The sequence below is a fragment of the Planosporangium flavigriseum genome (assembly GCF_011947225.1).
GTDB lineage: Bacteria > Actinomycetota > Actinomycetes > Mycobacteriales > Micromonosporaceae > Planosporangium > Planosporangium flavigriseum.
Genome location: NZ_JAATVW010000015.1, coordinates 126,127 through 146,397 on the forward strand (window position 1 = coordinate 126,127; position 20,271 = coordinate 146,397).

At 71.2% G+C, this 20,271-nt stretch carries 19 protein-coding genes; 9 read left to right on the top strand and 10 right to left on the bottom strand.

All coding sequences use genetic code 11. The features are described 5' to 3' along the window. Window positions 1-4 precede the first annotated feature (4 nt). Both HC028_RS20000 and HC028_RS20005 read left to right on the top strand, forming a co-directional pair. A complete protein-coding gene (locus tag HC028_RS20000) occupies window positions 5-1,408 on the top strand; it encodes a selenium-binding family protein (RefSeq protein WP_168078895.1) in 1,404 nt (467 codons plus the stop codon). Then, window positions 1,405-2,043 (top strand): hypothetical protein, encoded by a 639-nt coding sequence (locus HC028_RS20005; RefSeq protein WP_168078896.1) that lies wholly within the window; start codon window positions 1,405-1,407, stop codon window positions 2,041-2,043. Before HC028_RS20000 ends, HC028_RS20005 begins: the two co-directional genes overlap by 4 nt. Window positions 2,044-2,156: 113 nt before the next feature. On the opposite strand, the gene HC028_RS20010 is transcribed toward HC028_RS20005, so the two are convergent. Further along, window positions 2,157-3,227 carry an NADH:flavin oxidoreductase/NADH oxidase gene (locus HC028_RS20010; protein ID WP_168078897.1) on the bottom strand — a complete coding sequence of 357 codons (1,071 nt, stop codon included), beginning with the start codon at window positions 3,225-3,227 and terminating at the stop codon, window positions 2,157-2,159. A 255-nt stretch (window positions 3,228-3,482) separates the two neighbouring features. On the opposite strand from HC028_RS20010, the gene HC028_RS20015 reads away from it, so the two are divergent. The 3 genes from HC028_RS20015 to HC028_RS20025 are packed head-to-tail and all read left to right on the top strand — an operon-like array spanning window position 3,483 to window position 4,863. After that, window positions 3,483-3,917: a cysteine dioxygenase gene (locus tag HC028_RS20015; protein ID WP_239075705.1), complete on the top strand. Its 435-nt coding sequence runs from the start codon at window positions 3,483-3,485 to the stop codon at window positions 3,915-3,917. After that, the gene (locus HC028_RS20020) at window positions 3,914-4,330 is read left to right on the top strand and encodes a rhodanese-like domain-containing protein (protein ID WP_239075706.1); all 417 of its coding nucleotides are present in this window, start codon (window positions 3,914-3,916) and stop codon (window positions 4,328-4,330) included. Before HC028_RS20015 ends, HC028_RS20020 begins: the two co-directional genes overlap by 4 nt. Next, window positions 4,327-4,863, top strand: a complete 537-nt coding sequence (locus HC028_RS20025) for a winged helix-turn-helix domain-containing protein (RefSeq protein WP_168078899.1) — start codon at window positions 4,327-4,329, stop codon at window positions 4,861-4,863. Before HC028_RS20020 ends, HC028_RS20025 begins: the two co-directional genes overlap by 4 nt. Here the strand turns inward: HC028_RS20025 and HC028_RS20030 are convergent. From HC028_RS20030 to HC028_RS27810, 5 genes are read right to left on the bottom strand one after another with little or no spacing between them, the layout of a single operon-like run. Continuing rightward, a complete protein-coding gene (locus HC028_RS20030) occupies window positions 4,858-5,799 on the bottom strand; it encodes a PrsW family intramembrane metalloprotease (protein WP_168078900.1) in 942 nt (313 codons plus the stop codon). The genes HC028_RS20025 and HC028_RS20030 overlap by 6 nt on opposite strands. A 53-nt stretch (window positions 5,800-5,852) precedes the next feature. Beyond that, window positions 5,853-7,325, bottom strand: a complete 1,473-nt coding sequence (locus HC028_RS20035) for an NCS2 family permease (protein ID WP_168078901.1) — start codon at window positions 7,323-7,325, stop codon at window positions 5,853-5,855. Between the two features lie 37 nt (window positions 7,326-7,362). Further along, window positions 7,363-8,862, bottom strand: coding sequence for a hypothetical protein (locus HC028_RS20040; protein ID WP_203981567.1), 1,500 nt, complete (start codon window positions 8,860-8,862; stop codon window positions 7,363-7,365). After that, window positions 8,859-10,187: a tetratricopeptide repeat protein gene (locus tag HC028_RS20045; RefSeq protein WP_168078902.1), complete on the bottom strand. Its 1,329-nt coding sequence runs from the start codon at window positions 10,185-10,187 to the stop codon at window positions 8,859-8,861. The genes HC028_RS20040 and HC028_RS20045 overlap by 4 nt, the downstream gene beginning before the upstream one ends. Next, the gene (locus HC028_RS27810) at window positions 10,172-11,983 is read right to left on the bottom strand and encodes a DUF4331 domain-containing protein (protein ID WP_168078903.1); all 1,812 of its coding nucleotides are present in this window, start codon (window positions 11,981-11,983) and stop codon (window positions 10,172-10,174) included. The genes HC028_RS20045 and HC028_RS27810 overlap by 16 nt, the downstream gene beginning before the upstream one ends. A 167-nt stretch (window positions 11,984-12,150) precedes the next feature. Here HC028_RS27810 and mptB point away from each other — a divergent pair, with 167 nt between their 5' ends. Next, window positions 12,151-13,671 (top strand): polyprenol phosphomannose-dependent alpha 1,6 mannosyltransferase MptB, encoded by a 1,521-nt coding sequence (gene mptB / locus HC028_RS20055; RefSeq protein WP_239075707.1) that lies wholly within the window; start codon window positions 12,151-12,153, stop codon window positions 13,669-13,671. On the opposite strand, the gene HC028_RS20060 is transcribed toward mptB, so the two are convergent. The 3 genes from HC028_RS20060 to HC028_RS20070 all read right to left on the bottom strand — a co-directional run bounded on the left by HC028_RS20060 (window position 13,666) and on the right by HC028_RS20070 (window position 15,897). Further along, entirely contained in the window at window positions 13,666-13,830 is a 165-nt protein-coding gene (locus HC028_RS20060; protein WP_168078904.1) for a hypothetical protein, read from the bottom strand. The two genes, mptB and HC028_RS20060, sit on opposite strands and share 6 nt — an antisense overlap. A gap of 21 nt (window positions 13,831-13,851) precedes the next feature. Then, window positions 13,852-15,003 (bottom strand): SigB/SigF/SigG family RNA polymerase sigma factor, encoded by a 1,152-nt coding sequence (locus HC028_RS20065; RefSeq protein WP_168078905.1) that lies wholly within the window; start codon window positions 15,001-15,003, stop codon window positions 13,852-13,854. A gap of 99 nt (window positions 15,004-15,102) precedes the next feature. After that, the gene (locus tag HC028_RS20070; RefSeq protein ID WP_168078906.1) at window positions 15,103-15,897 is read right to left on the bottom strand and encodes an STAS domain-containing protein; all 795 of its coding nucleotides are present in this window, start codon (window positions 15,895-15,897) and stop codon (window positions 15,103-15,105) included. Window positions 15,898-16,038: 141 nt separating this feature from the next. Between HC028_RS20070 and HC028_RS28220 the strand changes: the two genes are divergently transcribed. Genes HC028_RS28220 through HC028_RS20080 form a run of 3 tightly spaced genes read left to right on the top strand, consistent with a single transcriptional unit; the run spans window position 16,039 to window position 18,567 of the window. Continuing rightward, window positions 16,039-16,161, top strand: a complete 123-nt coding sequence (locus tag HC028_RS28220) for a hypothetical protein (protein ID WP_275408282.1) — start codon at window positions 16,039-16,041, stop codon at window positions 16,159-16,161. Window positions 16,162-16,172: 11 nt separating this feature from the next. Beyond that, complete coding sequence (locus tag HC028_RS20075) at window positions 16,173-17,798, top strand: MFS transporter (protein ID WP_168078907.1); 1,626 nt, start codon at window positions 16,173-16,175, stop codon at window positions 17,796-17,798. 43 nt (window positions 17,799-17,841) lie between these two features. Beyond that, window positions 17,842-18,567 carry a methyltransferase domain-containing protein gene (locus HC028_RS20080; protein WP_168078908.1) on the top strand — a complete coding sequence of 242 codons (726 nt, stop codon included), beginning with the start codon at window positions 17,842-17,844 and terminating at the stop codon, window positions 18,565-18,567. 22 nt (window positions 18,568-18,589) lie between these two features. Here the strand turns inward: HC028_RS20080 and HC028_RS20085 are convergent, their stop codons facing one another. Beyond that, window positions 18,590-20,110: a potassium/proton antiporter gene (locus tag HC028_RS20085; protein ID WP_168078909.1), complete on the bottom strand. Its 1,521-nt coding sequence runs from the start codon at window positions 20,108-20,110 to the stop codon at window positions 18,590-18,592. Window positions 20,111-20,271: the final 161 nt, after the last annotated feature.

Genomic DNA, 20,271 nt, shown 5'->3' on the forward strand with positions numbered 1-20,271 from the left:
CCCCATGACGCTGTGGAAGCCCGACCCAAGTTTCTACCCCTCCCCGAGACAGGCCGTCAGCGCTCCGCCGGAGAAGCTGGCCTACCTCGCCGCCTTCGACCGCTCCGCGCAGAAGCCCGACGCGATCGCGGTGCTCGACACCGACGCCGACTCGCACACGTACGGGCAGGTCGTCGGCTGGACGGACCTGCCCTACGTCGGCGACGAGCTGCACCACTTCGGCTGGAACGCGTGCAGCAGCGCGCTCTGCCCGTACGCGCCGCACCCGCACGTCGAGCGGCGGTACCTGATCGTCCCGGGCCTGCGCTCCTCGCGGATCTACGTCATCGACACCAAGGCCGACCCGCGCCAGCCGGAGATCGTCAAGGTGCTGGAGCCCGAAGAGCTGGCCAAGCACGCCGGCTACTCGCGTCCGCACACCATCCACTGTGGGCCGGAGGGCATCTACGTCTCGGCGCTCGGCGGCGCGAACGGCAACGACGGGCCGGGCGGGATCGCGCTGCTCGACCACACCTCATTCGAGGTGCTCGGCCAGTGGGAGATCGACCGCGGCCCGCAGTACCTGGCCTACGACGCCTGGTGGCACCTCGGCCACGACACGCTCGTCACGAGCGAGTGGGGGACCCCGTCCATGGTCGAGGACGGGCTCGTCGGCGAGCTGCTGCTGGGTCGCAAGTACGGGCACGCCATCCACTTCTGGGATCTCCGCAAGCGCCGGCACCAGCAGACCGTCGACCTCGGCGACCAGTACCAGATGGCCCTGGAGCTGCGGCCGGCACACGACCCGACCAAGGACTACGGGTTCGTCGGGGTGGTGGTCAGCGTCGAGGACCTGTCCGCGTCGGTCTGGCTCTGGCACAGGTCGGGCAAGGAATGGGCCGCCACGAAGGTGATCGACATCCCGGCCGAGCCGGCCGACCCGGCGCTGCTGCCGCCGATCCTGCAGCCGTTCGGCGCGGTCCCGCCGCTGGTGACCGACATCGACCTGTCCGTCGACGACAAGACGCTGTACGTGTCGTGCTGGGGGACCGGTGAGCTGCTCCAGTACGACGTGCGCGACCCGTTCAAGCCGGTGAAGACCGGCTCGGTACGCATCGGCGGCATCGTCGGTCAGGTGCCGCACCCGGCCGCGCCGGACCAGCCGCTACGCGGCGGCCCACAGATGGTCGAGATCAGCCGGGACGGTCGCCGGGTCTACGTCACCAACTCGCTGTACGGCTCCTGGGACGACCAGTTCTACCCGGACGGGGTGGGTGCCTGGGCGGTCAAGCTGGATGCCGACCCGGGCGGCGGCATCGCCCTCGACGAGCGGTTCTTCCCCCACGGTGACGACTTCCGCGGACGCCGGGTGCACCAGGTCCGGCTGCAGGGCGGCGACGCGTCCTCCGACTCGTACTGCTATCCGTGACCGGTTGGCAGTGGCTCGCGCTCGCCGGGCTGGGCGCCTTCCACGGGCTCAACCCGGGCATGGGCTGGCTGTTCGCGGTCGCGATCGGCCTGCAGGAGCGCAGCCGTAGTGCGCTGCTGCGCGCGTGTGCGCCGATCGCGGCCGGCCACGCGGCTTCGGTGCTGATCGTGGCCGGCCTGGTCGGCGTGTTCCGGTCGGTGCTGGCGACCCGGCTCGTCGCGATCGGCGGGGGTGCCGTGCTGGTTGCGTACGGACTGTGGCGGGCGCTGTCGAAGCGCCACTTCCGGTGGGCCGGGATGCGGCTGTCCGCGGCGCAGCTCGCATCGTGGTCGTTCCTGATGTCGTCGATCCACGGCGCCGGGCTGATGCTGCTGCCGGTACTGGTGGCGGGTCCGGCGCCGGCCGGCCATCAGCACGTGGCCGCGGCGGCGGGCGCGTCGCTGTGGGCCGGTGCCGCCGCGACGGCCGTCCACACCGTCGCCATGGTCGGGGTCGCCGGCGCGGTGGCGCTTGTCGTGTACGAGGTCGTCGGCTTGAGCATCCTGCGTACCGCCTGGGTCAACCTGGACCGGATCTGGGCGTACGCCCTGCTCGGCGCGGGGCTGGCGACGGTCGCGGTGGCGGTGGCGTCGTAAGCGCGGCCTACAGGCCGCGCTTACGACGGATCGCGATGCCGACCATCCCGACGGACACGAAGATCACTGACAGGATGCAGAGGGCCTTGAGCACCATGGTTGGCAGACTATGTTCAGTACGCCCCGCGGTACTGCGGCGGTACCCCCGGGTCGACGCCCAGCCTGATCGCGGCCCGGCGCGGCCAGTACGGGTCGCGCAGTAGCTCCCGTCCGAGCAGCACTACGTCGGCGTGCCCGTCGGCCAGGATCTCCTCGGCCTGCTCCGGCTCGGTGATGATCCCGACGGCGGCGGTGGGGATGTCGGCCTTCGTGCGGACCTGCGAGGCGAACGGCACCTGATATCCCGGGCCGACCGGGATCGTCGCCTTCGGCACCACGCCGCCGGTCGAGCAGTCGATCAGGTCCGCCCCGACCGCCTTCAGCTCGCCGGCCAGCTCCACGCTGTCCTCGCCGGTCCAGCCGCCCTCGACCCAGTCGGTCGCCGAGATCCGCACCAGCACCGGCACGTCCTCGCCGACGGCGGCGCGGACCGCGCGGGTCACCTCGAGGGGCAGCCGCATCCGGTTGGCGAGGCTTCCCCCGTACTCGTCGGTCCGGTCATTGGCCAGCGGGGACAGGAACTCGTGCAGCAGGTAGCCGTGCGCGGCATGCACCTCGACGGCGCGGAAGCCGGCGTCGAGGGCGCGGACGGCGCCGGCCGCGAACGCGTCGATCACCTCAGCGATGCCGGCGGTGTCCAGCGCGCGGGGCGTGCGGTAGGTGAGGCTGAACGGCGTCGTCGTGGGCGCGACCGGCTCCCAGCCGCCGTCCTCGTCGGCCACGCCGTCACGGCCGAGCGCGAATGGCGAGTAGGTCGACGCCTTGAAGCCGGCGTGCGCGAGCTGCATCGCGGGCACCGCGCCGTGCGCGCTGAGGAACGCGGCGATCGGTCGCCACGCGTCCACATGCTTGCCGGACCAGATGCCGGTGTCCTCCGGGGTGATGCGGCCCTCGGGGGTGACCGCGGTGGCCTCTGTGATGATCAGCCCGGCGCCGCCGACGGCCCGCGACCCGAGGTGGGCGGCGTGCCACTGGGTGGGCAGTCCGTCGTGGTCGAAGCAGCTGTACTGGCACATCGGAGTCATGCCGATGCGGTTGGGCAGCGTGACCGCTCGCAGCGGGAGCGGCTCGAACAACAGGCTCATGCAGCCATCCGTTCAGGTGAAGAAACCATATCTAGCCAGTAGGAAAAGTGGGGTATGGTGGCGGTCATGCGAGCTACCCCGAAAGCCTCGCCCGGCCGGCACTGCGCTGCCGGTGGCCTCGCGCGCTGTCGCTAGCGGTCGCCGTCCCCTCGTTCCCGGGACGAGCCTGCCAGATCCCCGTCTCCATTCAGGTCGAACTCTCTCGAAAGCGCAGGCATGTCCATCACTTTTACCCATCGCCGTGGCATTCGCCCAGTGACGGGCCTCGCAGCCTTGGCGCGCCGGTACGCCGAAAACCTATCGATAGCACCGCATTTCAACGCCGAGTCCCGGTGGTACGCCCGGATCGGCGGTGACTCAACTCACGAGGCCTGGCTGCTGACCTGGCTGCCGGGACAAGCCACCGACCTGCACGACCACGGTGGCTCCGCCGGGGCGTTCCTGGTCGGTGGCGGCGTGCTCACCGAGCAGGTCGTGCGGCGCGGCGCCACGCTGGTCGACACCGCCTTCGTCGAGGGGCAGGTGCGCAGCTTCGGGCGCCGGCACGTGCACCGCATCGTCAACTCCGGCACCGCGCCGGCGATCAGCCTGCACGTCTACGCGCCGGCGCTGCGGGAGATGACCAGGTACCGCGTTGACGACGGCGGGTTGCGCGTCGCAGCCGTCGAGACGGCGGGAGTCGACTGGTGACGGCCCGGCTGGTGACGGTCCGTCGCACGATCGACCAGGTGCTCGCGGAGGCCCGCACCCGGCTGGACCGGCTCGGACCGTACGCCGTCCAGCACGCGCAGCGCGAGGGCGGTGTCCTGGTCGACATCCGACCGGTCGCCCAGCGGATCGCCGGCGGCCAGATCCCGGGCGCGCTCGTGGTCGAGCGCAACGTCCTCGAATGGCGCTTCGATCCGGCGAGCGACGCCCGGCTGCCGATCGCCGACCGCTACGACCTGCCCGTGATCGTGTACTGCGAAGAGGGCTACACCTCCTCGCTCGCCGCGGCAGCGCTGCAGGACCTCGGCCTGTTCCGGGCCACCGATCTCGCCGGAGGCATCAGCGCGTGGCGCGCCGCCGGCCTGCCCATCGAGACAGCAAAGGAGGCGACATGACAGCCGTGCTGCCGACCGTTGAAGCGTCGACCCTCGTCGTCAACGTCCAGATCGCGCTGCCTCGCGACACTCCGGCCGCCGAGCGGGCGTTCGCGCTCGCCGATCGCCTGCACGCGCTGGCCGTGGACGACGCCGACGCCGATCGGGTGTCGACGACCGTCCTGGTCCTCGCCGACGAGACGGGGAGCCGGCCCGAGTTGCCACCGTCGCCGGTACCCGACCTCATGCTGCTCGCCGATCGCCGCGTCGCGCTGCTCGACGGCGTACTGCTGCACCTGACGAGGCTGGAGTACGACCTGCTGCTCTACCTGACCGACAACATCGGCCGGGTGCTCACCCGCGGGCAGTTGCTGCGCCAGGTGTGGGGGTACACGGTGGCCAGCGGCGGCCGTACGGTCGACGTCCACATCCGCCGCCTGCGCGCCAAGCTCGGTGGCCGCGGACCGATCATCACCACCGTCCGCGGCGTCGGCTACCGGATGGACCGGGGGCGCCGGGTTGCGGTCGTGCGCGATCCCGTTCTCACGTCATAGGGCGGCCGCGGGCCGTCCGGTCGGTACCCGCCAGGCGGCGAACGGCGGGCGCGCCCGCGGCGCCCGGTGCCACAGCACCAGCAGCCAGATGATGCCGATGCCGGACACCAGCATCAAGCCGGCCCAGTCCAGGAACACGCTCAGCTCGACCTGGGTCTCTGTCGGCTGCGGGAGGTAACCGCGGGACAGGAGGTTGTACTGCCACGGCGTCCCGGTCAGCAGCAGCGTGAGCACGAGCGCGATCTGGTGCATCGAGTCCCAGAGGGCGTGCAGAAGAGAGACCCCCAGGTACGCCGCGACGAGGCGGTCCGAGATCAGGTACACGTCGCGGGTACTGGGGGAGAACAGCACGCCGCCGAGGATCGCCGTCCACAGGCCGTGCCCGACCGGGGCGAGCAGCCCGCGCAGGATCTCCGTCTGTACGACCTGCATCAGCGACAGGCCGTGCTCGGTGAACAGGGCGGTGAACGCGTACCCGGCGGACTCGAACGCGGCGAACCCGAACCCCACCGACGCGCCGAGGATCATCCCGTCCCGGATCGACTTCACCCTGAGGCGACGGCTCAGCCAGGCCAGGGCGACCAGCTTGACGCCCTCCTCGATGAGGCCGACGCCGAGGAACAGCCCGGGAGACGGGTGCAGCAGGTACGACTCCAGCAGCGAAGCGGCCAGGACACCGAGCACCCCGCCGGTGATGAACGTGTTGAGGATCAGTTCGGCCGTGATCTCGCCGGTGTCGCGGCGCTCGAACGCCCAGGCCACGAACGTCACCGGTACGAGGAAGCTGCCGAGCAGCACGAGCGTCGGCACCAGGTTGGGGTTGCCGGTCACGAACGTGACCACCACGGTGAGCACCCACAGCCCCAGACCGGAGATGAAGATCCGTAGCCAGGGCCGGCGGCGGCGGACGGCTCCGGGGGCTGTCGCGGTGGCCATGATTCCTCCTTCGTTCATCGATGATTACCCGGTTGGGTGGGTAAATACCCGTTTCAGCGCTCGACCAGCGTCTCCAGGGGACCGCGCAGGAAGTACAGGGTGAACATGGCGGCCACCACGTACAGCAGCGGATGCACCTGGCGGCCCTTGCCGCCGAGCGCCTTGAGGAGCACGTACGACATGACGCCGGCGCCGATGCCGTTGGAGATCGAGTACGTGAAGGGCATCAGCACGATCGTCAGGAACGACGGGATCGCGATCTCGAAGTCGCTCCAGTTGATGCCGCGTACGGCCGTCATCATCAGGAAACCGACCACGATCAGGGCCGTCGATGCCGCCTCGAACGGCACGATCGTGACCAGCGGCGCGAGGAACATGGCCAGCAGGAACAGGCCACCGGTGACCAGGTTGGCGACCCCCGTACGGGCGCCTTCCGCGACCCCGGCCGCGCTCTCGATGAACGAGGTGGCGCTGGACGCGCTCGCCGCGCCGCCGGCCGCCGCCGCGACCCCGTCGACCAGAAGGATCTCCCGCGCCCGCGGCGGGGCGCCGTTCTCGTCGAGCATGCCGCCCTCCTGGGCGACCGCGACCATCGTGCCCATCGTGTCGAAGAAATCGGTCAGGATCAGGGCGAACACGAACATGATCGTGACCAGCCAGCCGGCCCGGGCCCACGAGCCCAGCACGTCGAACTTGCCGAGCAGGGAGAGGTCCGGCACGTCCAGGACGTTGTTGGGCAGCGTAGGGACGTTGAGGCTCCACCCCTTCGGGTTGGGCCGGCCGTGCGCGACCGACGGGCCGACGTGCGCGATCGCCTCCACGATGATGGCGAGGATCGTCGAGCCGAGGATGCCTATCAGGATCGCGCCCCTGACCCGGTGCGCCATCAGAAACATCGTCAGCAGCAGGCCGAGCACGAAGACCAGCGCCGGCCAACTGTAGAGCTTGCCACCGATGCCGAGGCTGATCGGCGGCGTTCCGACGTTGCCTCGGACGAACCCGGCATCGACGAATCCGATCAGCGCCAGGAACAGTCCGATGCCGACGCCGATCGCGGTCTTCAGCTGGGTGGGCACGGAGCGGAAGATGGCCGTACGCAGGCCGGTGAGGACGAGGATCGAAATGACCACGCCCTCGATCACCACCAGGCCCATCGCGTCGGCCCAGGTCATCTGCGGTGCGACCTCGTACGCGACGATGGCATTGACGCCGAGGCCGGCGGCGAGCGCCAATGGGAACCGGCCCACCACGCCCATCAGGATCGTCATGCTGCCGGCGACGAGCGCGGTCGCGGCGGCCAGCGCGGTCAGCGGCAGCCGTCTACCGTCGCCGTCCGGGCGCGATCCCAGGATCAGCGGATTGAGCACCACGATGTACGCCATCGTGAAGAAGGTGGCGAGACCGCCCCGGATCTCCCTGGGGATCGTCGAACCGCGTTTGGTGATCTCGAAGAATCGGTCGAACCGGTTACGAGGCGGCGCGGTGGGCTCCGGGCCGGGCTCCGAGACCTGGTCGACGAGGTCCATACCGCAACCTTCCCCCCGATCTGCGAGGAGGGGCGCGTCACAGCACCCCGGCGGCGGCGTGGACCGCGAGTCCCATGCCGACGAGCACCACCAGGACGGCGGTCAGGGTGGACGCCGCCACGGGTACCCGGGCCGCGAGCGGGGACAGCCGCCGGACCAGTCGGGGCCATCCGGCAGTGCTTGTCATCCGGCGCTGTACGAACAGCAGGAGCAGGCCGGCCCCGGTGAGCGCGGCCGCCATGCCCAGCCCGTAGCCGAGCACGATCAAGACGCCGAAGCCGACCCGGCCGAGCCCGACCGCGCCGAGGAGTACGACCAGCGCGGAGGGGCTCGGAACGAGACCGCCGGCCAGCCCGATGCCGGCGAGGCCGAGTTTCCGGCCACGGTCCGAGTGGTCGGGGGAGTGGTTGTGGGAGTGGTCGTGGTGATCATGCGAGTGCGAGTGCGAGTGCGAGTCGCCACGGCGGCGGAGCGCGGTTACCAGCATCCCGACGCCGACGGCGGTGACGAGTACGCCGCTGGCCAGGCTGAGGTAGCCGAGGAGGCGGTCGCCGGCCAGCGCGCTCGACGTGCTCAGCAACAGGCCGATTACCAGGACGGCACCGGTGTGGGTCAGCGTCACGGTCGCGCCCACGACGAACGCGTCGCGTACCCGCCCCTGCCGGCCGGCCAGGTAGGCGGCCAGCACCGTCTTGCCGTGCCCGGGAAGCGCGGCGTGCCCGGCGCCCAGCAGCACCGCGACTCCGATCGCCAGGATGCCGACCACCGGCGTGAGGTGCCGTCCGGCGACCAGGCTCTGAAGGCGCCGGTCGGCCGCGCCGAGCCAGCGGGTCAGGGGGTCGCCGCCGGTGGCCGCCCGAGCAGATCCGGCGCTACCGCCGCCGGCGTGCGCGCCGGGACCAGCGGGCTCAACCCGCAGCGCCGCGGTGCGGACGTCCAGCGCGGAGGAGAGCAGATCGGCGGGGTACGACCGGAGCCGGTCGCTGACGCTGCTGCTCGGCAGCGGGGAGTCGATCAGCCGTACGCCGTCGCCGACGGCGGTGAGTTCTCGCCAGCCGACCCGGTCGGCGCGCCACCGGTTGGTGACCGTGACGCCTGCCGCCGTGCCGAGCCTGGCCGGCGCGGTGAGCGTGCAGGTCAGCCGGCTCGTCGGCAGGCCACCCGCGCCCGGCGTGTACGTGAACGCCGGCCCGGTCACCGTCCAGTGCAGACGCTTGCCGCCGGCGCTGACCTCGAAGTCCCTGGCCAGTTCGGCGCAGGTGCGAACGGCGTACGCGGACCGTTCCGCGTCGTCGACCATGCCGTCGGAGTTGGCGTCGGCGCTCGCGCGCTCCTGCATCGTGGGGATCTCGGCGACGTCGGCGACGGCGGCGACCTCCACCCGGTCGGCGTGCAGCGTCAGCCCTGCGTACTGGTTGACCGAGAAGTTGCCCAGCGGATGTGCGGCTGCGCTCTCGGTGGTGCCGATGATCAGCGCCACGGCGGCCAGCGCGCCAGCGAGGAGGACAAGTGCGAGACGCTTCACGAGACGCTTCACGGGGTGGCTCCCAGGTCGGCCAGTGCCTTGCGTGCGGTCGGTGCGTCGATCGGGGAGAAGTGTGGGTTTGTCTGGAGCGCCCGCGTGAGTGAAGCCCGGGCCTCGTCGCGCTGGCCCAGAGCCAGCTCAATCATCCCCAGATGGTAGGCGTATCCGGCAGCGCGCGCTCCGGTTGCGGCGACGCGCTTGGCGTACGCCGACGCCTCGGTGTCCTGGCCCGCGCGGTGCAGCGCCCAGGCGAGGGTGTCGGCGACGTCCACGTGCTGGCGGCGCGCCCACTCGGCGCGGGCCGCCTCGACCGCGTCGGCCGGCCGGTTGTCGGCCAGCGCTAGGGCCGCGGCAGCCAGCCCGTCGACGCCTCCGTTCGCGGTGAACAGGGTGTGCGCGGCCGTGGCGAGGCGTAGCTGCTCGGCGGCTTGCGCGTCCTGCCCTGCGGCGCGCAGCAGGTCGGCGTACTCCAGCAGGTCGGACGGGGTCGGGGTGCGGCGGGTCAGTTCGGCATACGCGGACAGGGCCACGTCGGTACGCCCGGTCGCGGCCGCCGTCCGGGCCTGGCCCCGCCGCGCGGCGATCGACTCCGGGTCGGCCGCGAGGGCGGCGGCGTACGCGCGCTCGGCGCCGGCCACGTCCCCGACCTGCCAGGCCAGATCGCCGAGTTGGTTGTGGCAGAACGCCGTGTCGTACGGGTCGACCGCATTGTCGAGGGCCCGGCGCATCAGGTCGGCCGCCTGATCGACGAGGCCCCGCAGTTCGAGGTCGTACGAGGCACGGGCGTATGCCGGAAGGCCGGGGCGCAGGTCGAGCATGTGCTGCACCGCGTCGGTGGCTCCGGCCGCGTCGCCGAGTTGGGTGAACGCGTCGGCGAGCACCCCGTACGCGTCGGCGCTGGCCGGGTTGACCGCGAGCGCGGCCCGGGCCTGGTCGCGGGCTGCCGCGAAGTCATGGCGGGCGTTGGCCAGCGCGCCGAGCGCGACGAGGGCGTCGGCGTTGCCTTCCGCCCGGCGGGTCAGCGACTCGCGGGCGGTGCCTTCGGCCTTCGGGTAGTACGTGGGGTCGGCGCTGACGCGGGCCTTCTCCAGGTAGGCCGAGCTGAGCGCGGCCCAGGCCCGCCAGTCGCCCGGCACCTCCCGCAGCCGCTTCTGCTGCCGGGCGATCGTCATGCCGAGGCGGTCATCCGGCGAAATCCGGGCGCCGGGCCCGGCCGGGGTGGTGGCACCCCGGCCGGGCCCGGCCGTCGGGCCGAGCGCGGCGCCCGCCACGAACAGGGCCGAGGCCGCGGCTGCGACCATGGCGGCCAGCTTCAGCCGGCTCAGCGGTCGTCGCATCGGGGGATGGTCGCGGAGGTGGTGCTGACCGGGGCCACGGCGGGTTCATCGCGGCGGCGCCGGATGGTCAGGCGGTACCGGCTGACCATGAAGCCCCCGAGCGCCACGAGGGCGGCCAGGCCGCCTACTGCCATGGGCGCGCTGCCGGCGTACCCGCTGCCGAAGCCGAAGAAGCCCTTCTTCTCCGGGGCGGCGACCGAGCCGCGGGTGTTGACCCCGTCGGCGTTCGGCAGGGCGAGGTACGGGAAAGCGTGCTCGAAGCCGCGGTCGTTGGTGTTGACCTTGTCACCGGCGGCAAGCGCGTCGACGAGCGTGCCGCTGGCCGCCGCGCCCTCCATCGCCTGCAGGGCGATGTCGATGACGTCGTCGCCCAGGCGCCGCCCGTTGGGGAAGCCCTGCAGGTCGCCGCCGAGGACGCCGAGCCGGTTGGGGCTCTTGTTCGGGCCGACCGACATGTTGAGCCGTAGCTGTTCGGAGGCGACGAACCGGTTGGCGTTGACGTCGACGTTGTTGAGCTGCGAGTTGAGGTCGGCCTTGATCGGGCCACCGGCCTTGGTCGTGATGCCGGTCAGGAAGATCTCGGCCAGGTCCTGGCGCGGTCCGGGCGGCGCCTGGATCTTGTAGATGCCCTGGACGAGTTTGGGAATCTCGGGGTAGAGGACGCGGTCGACGACCTCTTTGATCTTCGCGTCCTTGTCCGGCGACAGCGAGTTGAAGGCGTCCTTCAGGCCGGCGGGCAGGACGACCTCGTTGACCAGCGGGTTGCCGAGCCGGGACACCTGCACCTGGTCGTTGTCGCGGTTGGCGCGGTAGCCGTCGACGTCGGAGTTGCGGCTGTGGTTCTTGTCCTGGTACCGGCTGCTGTCGTCGTACCGGTTCGGGTTGTTGTTGTCCCGACCGCCCGGCTGCCAGCCGGCCTTGTCCGAGGCGCGGTTGTTGTTGCCGTCGAAGCCGTTGATTTGCACGCGGGCCCGCTCGGCGGTGGCCCAGGCTCCGATGATCGGATTCCGGGCGGCGTCACCCTTCAGGGCGAGGTCGCTGCGGCGTACCTGGAGCGCGATCGTGTTCACGTTGTAGCCGGCGAGGGTGTCCTGGCCGGTCTCGCTGAGGTTCGCGCCGTAGAGCAGGTCGAACACCCGCAGGTCGGCGAAGAACGGGTCGTCGGCCTGGCCGGCGAAGCTCTTCACCCCGGCGTTGAGGGAGAGCGCCGCCTGGTCGCGCAGCTTCCGGTAGTCGGGCATCGAGGCCTTACCGACCCGGGACGGGGCGACCGGCGCGTCCTTGACCAGCGTCTTCCAGCGGTCGCCGACGGTCCACTTCTCCAGCGTGTACACCTGCCGGAACAGCAGGTTCTTGTCGTCGATCGAGGTGACCACGCCGTCGTTGTACAGGAACGTGTTGTTGGTGCGCCGGTCGATGTTCTTGAACGTCCAGCGGAACCTGACGTCCGGGACCGCGTCGCCGTCGTTGTCCACGTTGACGATGTACGACGCGTCGGTGGCGAACGGGAAGAAGTTCGGGCCGCCGTTGGGCTCCTGGAAGGGGATCCAGTTCGAGATGAACGTCACGGTGTCCGACTTATCGGGGCTGGTGAACGCGTAGAAGTCCGTATTGTCGATCGCGGGATCGGCGGCGACCAGCGGTGCTTCCCGGTGGCTTGACGCCGCGGCCGAGCGTGGTCCGAGCCCGTACAGCGACGCGGCCAACGCCAGGCCGGCGACCGCGGCCGCGGCGCCTCTTCGTCGGGCCCGCCCGCCGCGTTTCGCGGCTTCCCGGGGGGATGGGATGGGTGTCATCGCTGTCCCTTCCGCTCAAGCTGTCGATGTGCACAGACCACTCACTGGTACGGCGCAACGCGGCGCACGGTTCGATCGATGAGGTTCACGATGTCGGCGGAGTTGAAGTCCCAGGTGGGAGCGGTGAGGCGCAGGCCGGCTGGGAGCCCTGGGGCAAAGGTGCGAGCATGAGCGCTATGTCAGGTCTGGATCGACTGCGGGTCTCCCGCTATCTCGGGTTGCTGGGCGCAGTCGTGGTGGCGGCCGCCGCGTACCTGGGTGGAGCGCTGCCCGGCAGCGACCTCCGGGCCAACATCGCCCGGATCCTGGCGGCGCCCGCGGGTCCGTGGTGCCTGGCGGCGTGGGTGGTCGGCACCGCGGTGATGGTCGCGGCCTGGCTGCTGGCCCGCCGGGCGGGTCCGCTCACCACCCGCTGGGTGCTCACGACCGTCGCGATCTGGGCGCTGCCGCTCGTGCTGGCGCCCCCGCTGGGCAGCCGCGACGTGTACGCGTACGCGTGCCAGGGTGCGGTGTACGCCGGCGGGCTCAACCCGTACCAGAACGGGGCGGAGGTGCTGCCCTGCCCGTGGCTCGACACCATGTCGTACGTCTGGCGCGACACCCCGGCGCCGTACGGCCCGGGATACCTGGCGATCGCCAGTGGCGCCGTCGGAGTCGCGGACGGTCGCCTCTGGGTCGTCATCACGCTGCTGCGGCTCGCCGCCGTCGCCGGCGTCGTCCTCACCGCGGTCTACCTGCCCCGCCTGGCGCGCGCCTGCGGCGTGGACGAGGCGCGGGCGACCTGGCTGGGGCTGGCGAGCCCGGTCGTCGGGGTGCACCTGGTCGCCGGTTCCCACAACGACGCCCTGATGGTCGGCCTCTGCCTGGCCGGCCTGTACCTCGCGGTGCGCCGCCGGCCAGTCGCCAGCGGGGCGTTACTGGGCCTCGCCCTGGCGGTGAAGGCCACCGCCGGGGTCGCGCTGCCGTTCGCGGTACTCGCGGTGGTGCGCCCGGACCGATCGTTGCGGCGGCTGGTCGCCGGGGCGGCCTGGGTCGCGCTGGGGTGCGCGGTCACGTACGGCGCCATCGCGCTCGCCACCGGCCTGAGCTTCGGCTGGCTCGCGGGCCTGCACTACAGCGGGCGGACGATCCAGTGGACCTCGCTGCCGACCGCGGTCGGTATGGCGATCGGGTACATCGGCCGGGCCTTCGGCGCGACGCACCTGATGCACCACGCGGTCAACGCCGCCCGCAGCGTCGGAATGGCCGTCATGGCGGTGGTCCTGGTGGTGCTGTGGTGGCGGGCGCGCGGGCGGGACGCCAGGCAGACGATCCTGTACGCCGGCCTGGCGCTGGTCGCCGCCACCGCGTTTGCGCCCGTCTTCCACCCCTGGTACCTGCTGCTGCCGTTGACCGTGCTGGCGGCGGCCGGGGTCCAGGAGCGCTGGCCGATCGTCGTCGCCACGGCGGTGGCGTTCCTGGCGCTGCCGGACGGCTACAGCCTCTCCCGCCCCACCCAGGTACCGGGCTCGCTGGCGGTCCTCATCGCCGTGATCGCAGCGGCGGTCTGGTGCGCACGGCAGTACCTCCCACGGCGACAGCCCGTGCCGGTCGGCTCGCCGGTGCCGGACGCCTCGCCCACGTCGGGTGCTCCGGTCGAGGCGAGGCAGCCGTCGCCAGGCGATCTGAAGCCGCTCGACCGGCTATGACTCGTCGATCGGATCGCTCGCCAGCCCGCCGGTCACGACGTCCCAGCGGGTGACGCTCGGCGGCTCGGGCCCCGGCGGCTCGGGAGCCGGCCGCTCGGGGCCCGGCCGCTCGGTATCCGGCGGCTCGCCGTTCGGCCGTTCGGTGTCCGGTTCGGTCATATCCCACACCTCCCGCTTACGTCAGTCCTGGCGCAGCAGGTCCTCCCGCAGTCGGTCGAGGGTGCGACTGAGCAGCCGGGACACGTGCATCTGGGAGATGCCGAGATCGCGGGCGATCTCCGCCTGCGTCATGTTGCCGTAGAAGCGCAGGCTCAGGATCTTCTGCTCGCGGTGCGGCAGCTTCGCCAGCAGCGGATGCAGCGCTTCGCGGAACTCGACCGCGTCGAGCCCGTCGTCCTCCTGGCCGAGCCAGTCGGCCGGGGTCATGGCGTCCTCACCCGGATGCGTAGGCGCGTACAGCGAACTGGCCCGGTACCCGCTCGCCGCCACCATGGCCTCGACCACCGGCTCCTCGTCGATGTCGAGGTGGTCGGCCACGTCCCGGACCGTGGGGGAGCGGCCGAGCCGCTGGGTGAGTGACTCCCGCGCCTGGTTGATCTCCAGCCGAAGCTCCTGGAGCCGGCGCGGTACCCGTACGCTCCAGCCGCGGTCGCGGAAGTGCCGCTTGAGCTCGCCCACGATCGTCGGGGTGGCGTAGCTGGCGAAGTCCGTCGTATGGCTGGGATCGAACCGGTCGACCGCCTTGAGGAGGCCGACCGCGGCAACCTGATTGAGATCGGCGGCCGACTCGCCGAGGCCGTGGAAGCGCCGGGCGAGCCGTTCGGCGTATGGGAGACACGCCTCCACCACCTTCTGGCGCAGGTGGCGGCGGTGTGGATCGTCGGCCGGCAACTGGCTGATGGTCCACAGCAGCGTGTTGATCTCGTCGCCCCACAGGCCCTGCCACTGGTGGCGGTCGGTGCCGAGGTGCTCGACGTTGTCGGCGCGCTCCGCCGACGACGGCAGTTCGAGCGGCGGATCGTACGCGGCTAGAGCCTTGGCGGAGCCCGTGATCTCGAGGACCTCGAGCGCGAGCCCCTGTGCGCCCTGTACCCGCAGCGTTCCGCCGCGTTCGGCGAGTTGTTCCTGTACACGCAGCATCACGCCGACTGCGCTGGCGTCGATCAACCGAACTCCAGCAAGGTCGACGACGACCTGGTCGGCGCCGGCATCGAGTTGCTCGAACAGGACGAGCCTGAGTCGCACCGAGGCGGCAAAATCCAGTACGCCGGTGATCTTGACTAGATGTATGGAGTCGAAACGCCAGACTTCGACGTGTGCGGTTTCGGCCATGAGCGGCCCCCATCGTCGCGGAGAGACCCCACGTCCTTTCCAACTCTACGGCGGCTGAAACCTAACTTGGTCGACAACATTTTCCCTGGCCGCAGGCCATTACCGTCGGTTGCCTCCTGGTAACTGAAGCGTGGCCCAGACCACCTTCCCGTTCTCGGTCGGCGTGCTGCCCCAGCCGGTGGCGAGGGCCTCCACGATCTTCAGTCCGCGGCCGTCGACCCCGAACTCGTCATCGGACCCGCCCAGCCTCGGGGCGGTACGGCAGTCGTCGCGTACCGACAGGTGCAGGTAGCGCTGGCGCAGCGACACGGTCAGCTCCATCGGGGTGCCGGCGTGCCGCAGCGCGTTGGCCACCAGCTCGGTGGTCACGATCTGCGCCCGGTCGGTGACCGTGCCGACGTTCCAGCCGGCGCAGGCCCGCTTCACCAGCGAGCGCGCCTTGCCCAGCGAGCGCGGCACCGGCTTGAGAACCTGGCTGGCGCGCCGGCGCGGCACCCCGGTGACCCGGCTGGCGAGCGCCTGCTCGACCGTCGGGTAGACCGGAACCGACCGGCAGACCGCCATCCGCTCGAGCGCGGCCGACAGCTGCGGTCCCGGAGCGCCGAGTACGAGCGACGCGCCGGGCCACGCCGCGGCGTGGCTTGCCATGGAAGGCAGGACGGAAAGTACGATGTCATCATCGGTGTCCAGCGTCGACACGTCCAGCACGATCAGCTCGGGCTGGCTGGCTAGACACTGCAAGAGCGTGGCGCGGACGGCGGGCGCGGTCTCGACCGTCAGCGTTCCGGCGAGGCGCACCAGTGCGACGGGAGACTGCCGCTCGACGCGGCAGGACAGGTCCGGGCCGGACCCACCGGCCTCCTTCCGCCTCGTCCGAAACGTTCGCGGTAGCACGGTCTCTCCTTAAGGCCGCGGATCTTTTGCCAGCGCGACTACCCCTTCCCCGCTTCGGTAACCATCGTCGTTGCGAATGCCCGCATATCCAGGTCACAGCCGGGTAGCGAGGACTGCCGTACGTGGACGGAAGGCAGCGCGATGAAGCAGGTCACCAGGCGTCGGGTACTGCTGGCCGGCGTCGCGATCTGCATCCACCGCGGCTGCCCGCTGGAGTCGAAGACGAGCACGGTCGACGTCGACCAGATCCGGCTGCTGGACTGAAGGAACAGATCGTGACCACGCCCCAAGCCGAACCCATGCCGCCCGCGCCCGTGCCGGTCCCGGAAGAGAAGGGGGCGGCCTGGGCGCCACTGCGCCACAAGTGGTTCCGGGTGCTGTGGATAGCGCAGTTCGCCTCCAGCGTCGGCGGCTGGTTGCAGACCGTCGCCGCCCAGTGGTTGATGCTGACGCTGACCAGAGCCCCGTTGCCGGTGGCGTTGGTGCAGACGGCGCTGAGCCTGCCGGTCTTCCTCGTCGGTCTGCCGGCTGGTGCGCTGGGCGACATCGTCGACCGCCGCCGCCTGCTGATCGTCTCGCAGGCCTTCACACTGGTCGCGGCGGCGGGGCTGGCCGTGCTCACCTTTGCCGGGCTGGTGTCGCCCTGGCTGCTGCTGTTGTTCACGTTCCTCATCGGAACCGGTGGCGCGCTCATGGCCCCGGCGTGGATAGCCGTCCAGCCGGAACTGGTCGAGCGTGACGAGATTCCGCACGCGACCGCGCTGAACGCGGTGAGCATGAACCTCTCCCGCGCCGTCGGCCCCGCCATCGGCGGTGTGATCGTCGCGGTCCTCGGCGCGGCGGCCGCGTTCACGTTCAACGCCCTGTCGTACTTGAGCTCACTCATCGCCCTGAAGCGCTGGCCGCGCCCGCCGGAGCCGCGCCCGCTCGGCGCCGAACCGATCATCTCGGCGATGCGCACCGGGCTGGCCTACGTCCGCTACTCGCCGCCGGTGCGAGCGGTGCTCGTACACTCCGCCATCTTCCTGTTCTTCTCGGCCGCGCTGTGGGCGCTGCTCCCGATCCTCGCGGCCGAGCACCTGCGCCTGTCCTCCGCCGGGTACGGACTGCTGCTCAGCATGGTGGGGATCGGCGCGGTGATCGGCGCGGCGCTGCTGCACTGGGCGCGGGAGCGGTTCGGGCTGGAAGGGGTGGTGATGGCCAGCTCCATCATCTTCGGCCTCGGCATGGTGGAGATCTCCCTGACCCCGCGCAACCTTCCGGTCGACCTGGTCGTACTGGTGTTCATGGGTGTCGCCTTCATCGGCGCCCTCTCGTCGCTGAGCGCCGCCGCACAGACCGCGCTGCCGAGCTGGGTCCGGGCCCGGGCGATGGCCGTGTACCTGCTGGTCTTCCAGGGGACCCAGGCCGTGGGCGCCGCCGTCTGGGGAGCGTTCGCCCAGGCCTACGGCACCCCTCTCACGTTGGCGATCGCCGGCGCCGGCGTGGTCGTCGGGCCATTCGCCGCGGCGGCTTACCACGTCGGGATGGGTGCCCACTACGAGCGGGAGATCGAGCCGCTGTCGATCGAGCCGCGGGTCGGGCCGAGTACGGACCACGACTCCGGCCCGGTGCTGGTGGTCCGGGAGTACAAGGTCGACCCGGAGCACGCCGACGAGTTCGAGAACGCGATGAGGCTGGTGCGCGGCAGCCGGCGCCGCTTCGGCGCGCAGCGCTGGAACCTGTACCACGACGCGCACGACCCGACCCGGTACGTCGAGACGTTCACGGCGAACAACTGGCAGGAGCACATGCGCCAGCACACCGAGCGCATGACCCAGGCCGACCGGATGATGGACGAACTGGCCGAGCGCTACGTCCGGGGCGAGCCGCGGACCGAGCATCTCATCAGCGCCGAGTAAGCCGAGTAAGCCGAGTAAGCCGAGTGCGGGAAGGGCTGGCCGGATGACCTGGAACGGGGGAGCGGCGCCGTACGGGCGGCGCCGGATGGCGGCGCTGGACCGTCAACTGACCGAGGCCGCCCGCGATCTGCTCGCCCACGACGACCGGTTATGCGGCCTCGCCGTCGACGTCCGGTTCGACGGCGCCGTCGCCCACCTGACCGGGGACGTACCCGACGGCAAGGCGCTACTGCTGGTCCGCCGGCTGATCGGCCGGCTGGACGGCGTGCTCGCCGTCTGGTCTCGGGTACGCGTCGGCGGGCGGGCGCCGGTCGTGCTGGACATCGGGAGCGGCGACATCAAGCAGTACCCGGACAACCTCGGCGTCGACCTGCGACCGGCGTCCGGTGTGGACGTACGGGCGAACCTCGCGCACGGTCTGCCCTTCGCCGACGCCTGCGTCGACGTGATCTTCGCGGTGCACATCCTGGAGCACCTGATCGACTTCCTGCCGCTGGTCGACGAGTGCCACCGGGTACTGCGTCCGGACGGGGTGCTGCACATCCTCAGCCCGTGGTGGCGGTATGTGAACGCGGTCGCCGACCCGACGCACGTCCGGCTGCTCGACGTGCAGACGATCAAGGGGATCGCCGAGCGGCCCGGCAGTTCGCTGCGGTGGTACCCGCTGCACGCCGGCTGCGACGGCGCCAGCATCTTCGGCGACCTGACGCCGCTGGGGGAGCACGATGAACGCCCCGACGAGGTGCATCTGGCGCGCTTCTTCGAGTGACCCGTGGGTAAAGCGAGAGGTGTCACTGACTGACCTGCGTCGGGCCGTCCGGGTCGCCGGTCTCGCCGAACCAGCTCGCGAGCCGCCCGGCCCGCGCCACCGCGCGCAGCCGGCGTTCGACCGCCTCGCGCTGGGCGGTCGTCGCGACCACGAGCAGCTGGTCACCGGTGGTGAGCCGGGTCGTCGGCTGCGGTACGAAGGCCCGCTTGTCGCGTACCACGAGGGCGACCGCGCACGGGTCGGGCAGCCGCAGCTCGAAGACCTCCACACCGTGCAGGCGTGATCCCGGTTCAATGGTCAGTTCGATCAGCTCGGCGTCGATCGTGTCCAGCGGTGCGATCTCGGCTCGCAGTTCCCGCCCGGCGACCTTCGGCACGAGGCCGAGCCGCCGCGCCAGCGGCGGCAGAGTCGGCGCCTGCAGCAGCGTGTAGATGACGACCAGGACGAAGACCAGGTTGAGCAGTTGGTGGCTGCCCGGCACGTGGGCGACGATCGGGATGGTCGCGAGCACGATCGGCACCGCGCCGCGCAGGCCGGCCCACGAAAGAAAAAATTGTTCGGGTAGCGGTATCCCGAACGGCGTCAGGCTCAGCAGCACCGATATCGGCCGCGCCAGCAGCAGCAGAACGGCCCCGACGGCGAGCGCGGGCAGCAGGCTCGCCCGCAGTTCGTGCGGGGTGGCGAGCAGGCCGAGCATGACGAACACGCTGATCTGGGCGATCCAGCCCAGCCCCTCGGCCACCGACCGGGTCGCCCGCCGGTGCGGCAGCCCGGCGTTGCCGAGGATCAGCGCGGCGACGTACGCGGCGAGGAAGCCGCTGGCGTGGACCATCCCGGCGGCCGCGAACCCCAGGATGCCCGTCGCCACCATGGCGATCGAGTGCAGGCCCGAGGCCACCAGCGCCAGCCGGCGCAGCAGCCACACCCCGGCGTACCCGACGGCGAGCCCGACCAGGGCGCCGGCGGCCAGTTCGTAGACGAGGTCGCCCAGCAGCCGCGCCACGCCCTCGGGGCGCAGCGCCGACGCGCTCAGCGCCACGACGAGGATGACCGCGGGCGCGTCGTTGAAGCCCGACTCCGCCTCCAGCAGCCCGGTCAGGCGCCGGGGCAGCGGTATCGTGCGCAGCACCGAGAACACGGCCGCGGCGTCGGTGGGCGACACGATCGCGCCGAGCAGCAGCGCTAACTGCCAGGACATGCCGAGCGCGAAGTGCGCGATGATGGCGACGACGGCGACGCTGACCAGGACGCCGAAGGTGGCCAGAACCGCGGCGGGCACGAGTACCGGCCGGATGGCCGACATCTCGGTGTTCAACCCGCCTTCCACCAGGATGACGGCGAGCGCGGCGGTGCCGAGCGCCTGGGCGAGGGCGGCGTTGTTGAAGCGCAGACCGAGGACGTCCTCGCCGAGGATCACGCCGACACCCAGGAACGCGAGCAGCACCGGCAGGCCGATCCGGTGGGCCAACCGCGCCGCGACGACGCTGACCAGCATGACGACGGCTCCGGCGAGGAGCAGGAGATACACCTGTTGCAAGCTCATCGCCAGCAATCCTCGCCCGAATCGGGCACGGAGGGTGGTTCATTGGGCATCGGCGTGTACAGGTACCCAGCCAGCGGCTGGCGTCACCGCCGTTTTGATCGCTGGTGCCACCAGGCGACCGGTGCACCTGATCGGCAGGTTCTGCTACCTGGATCGTCCGT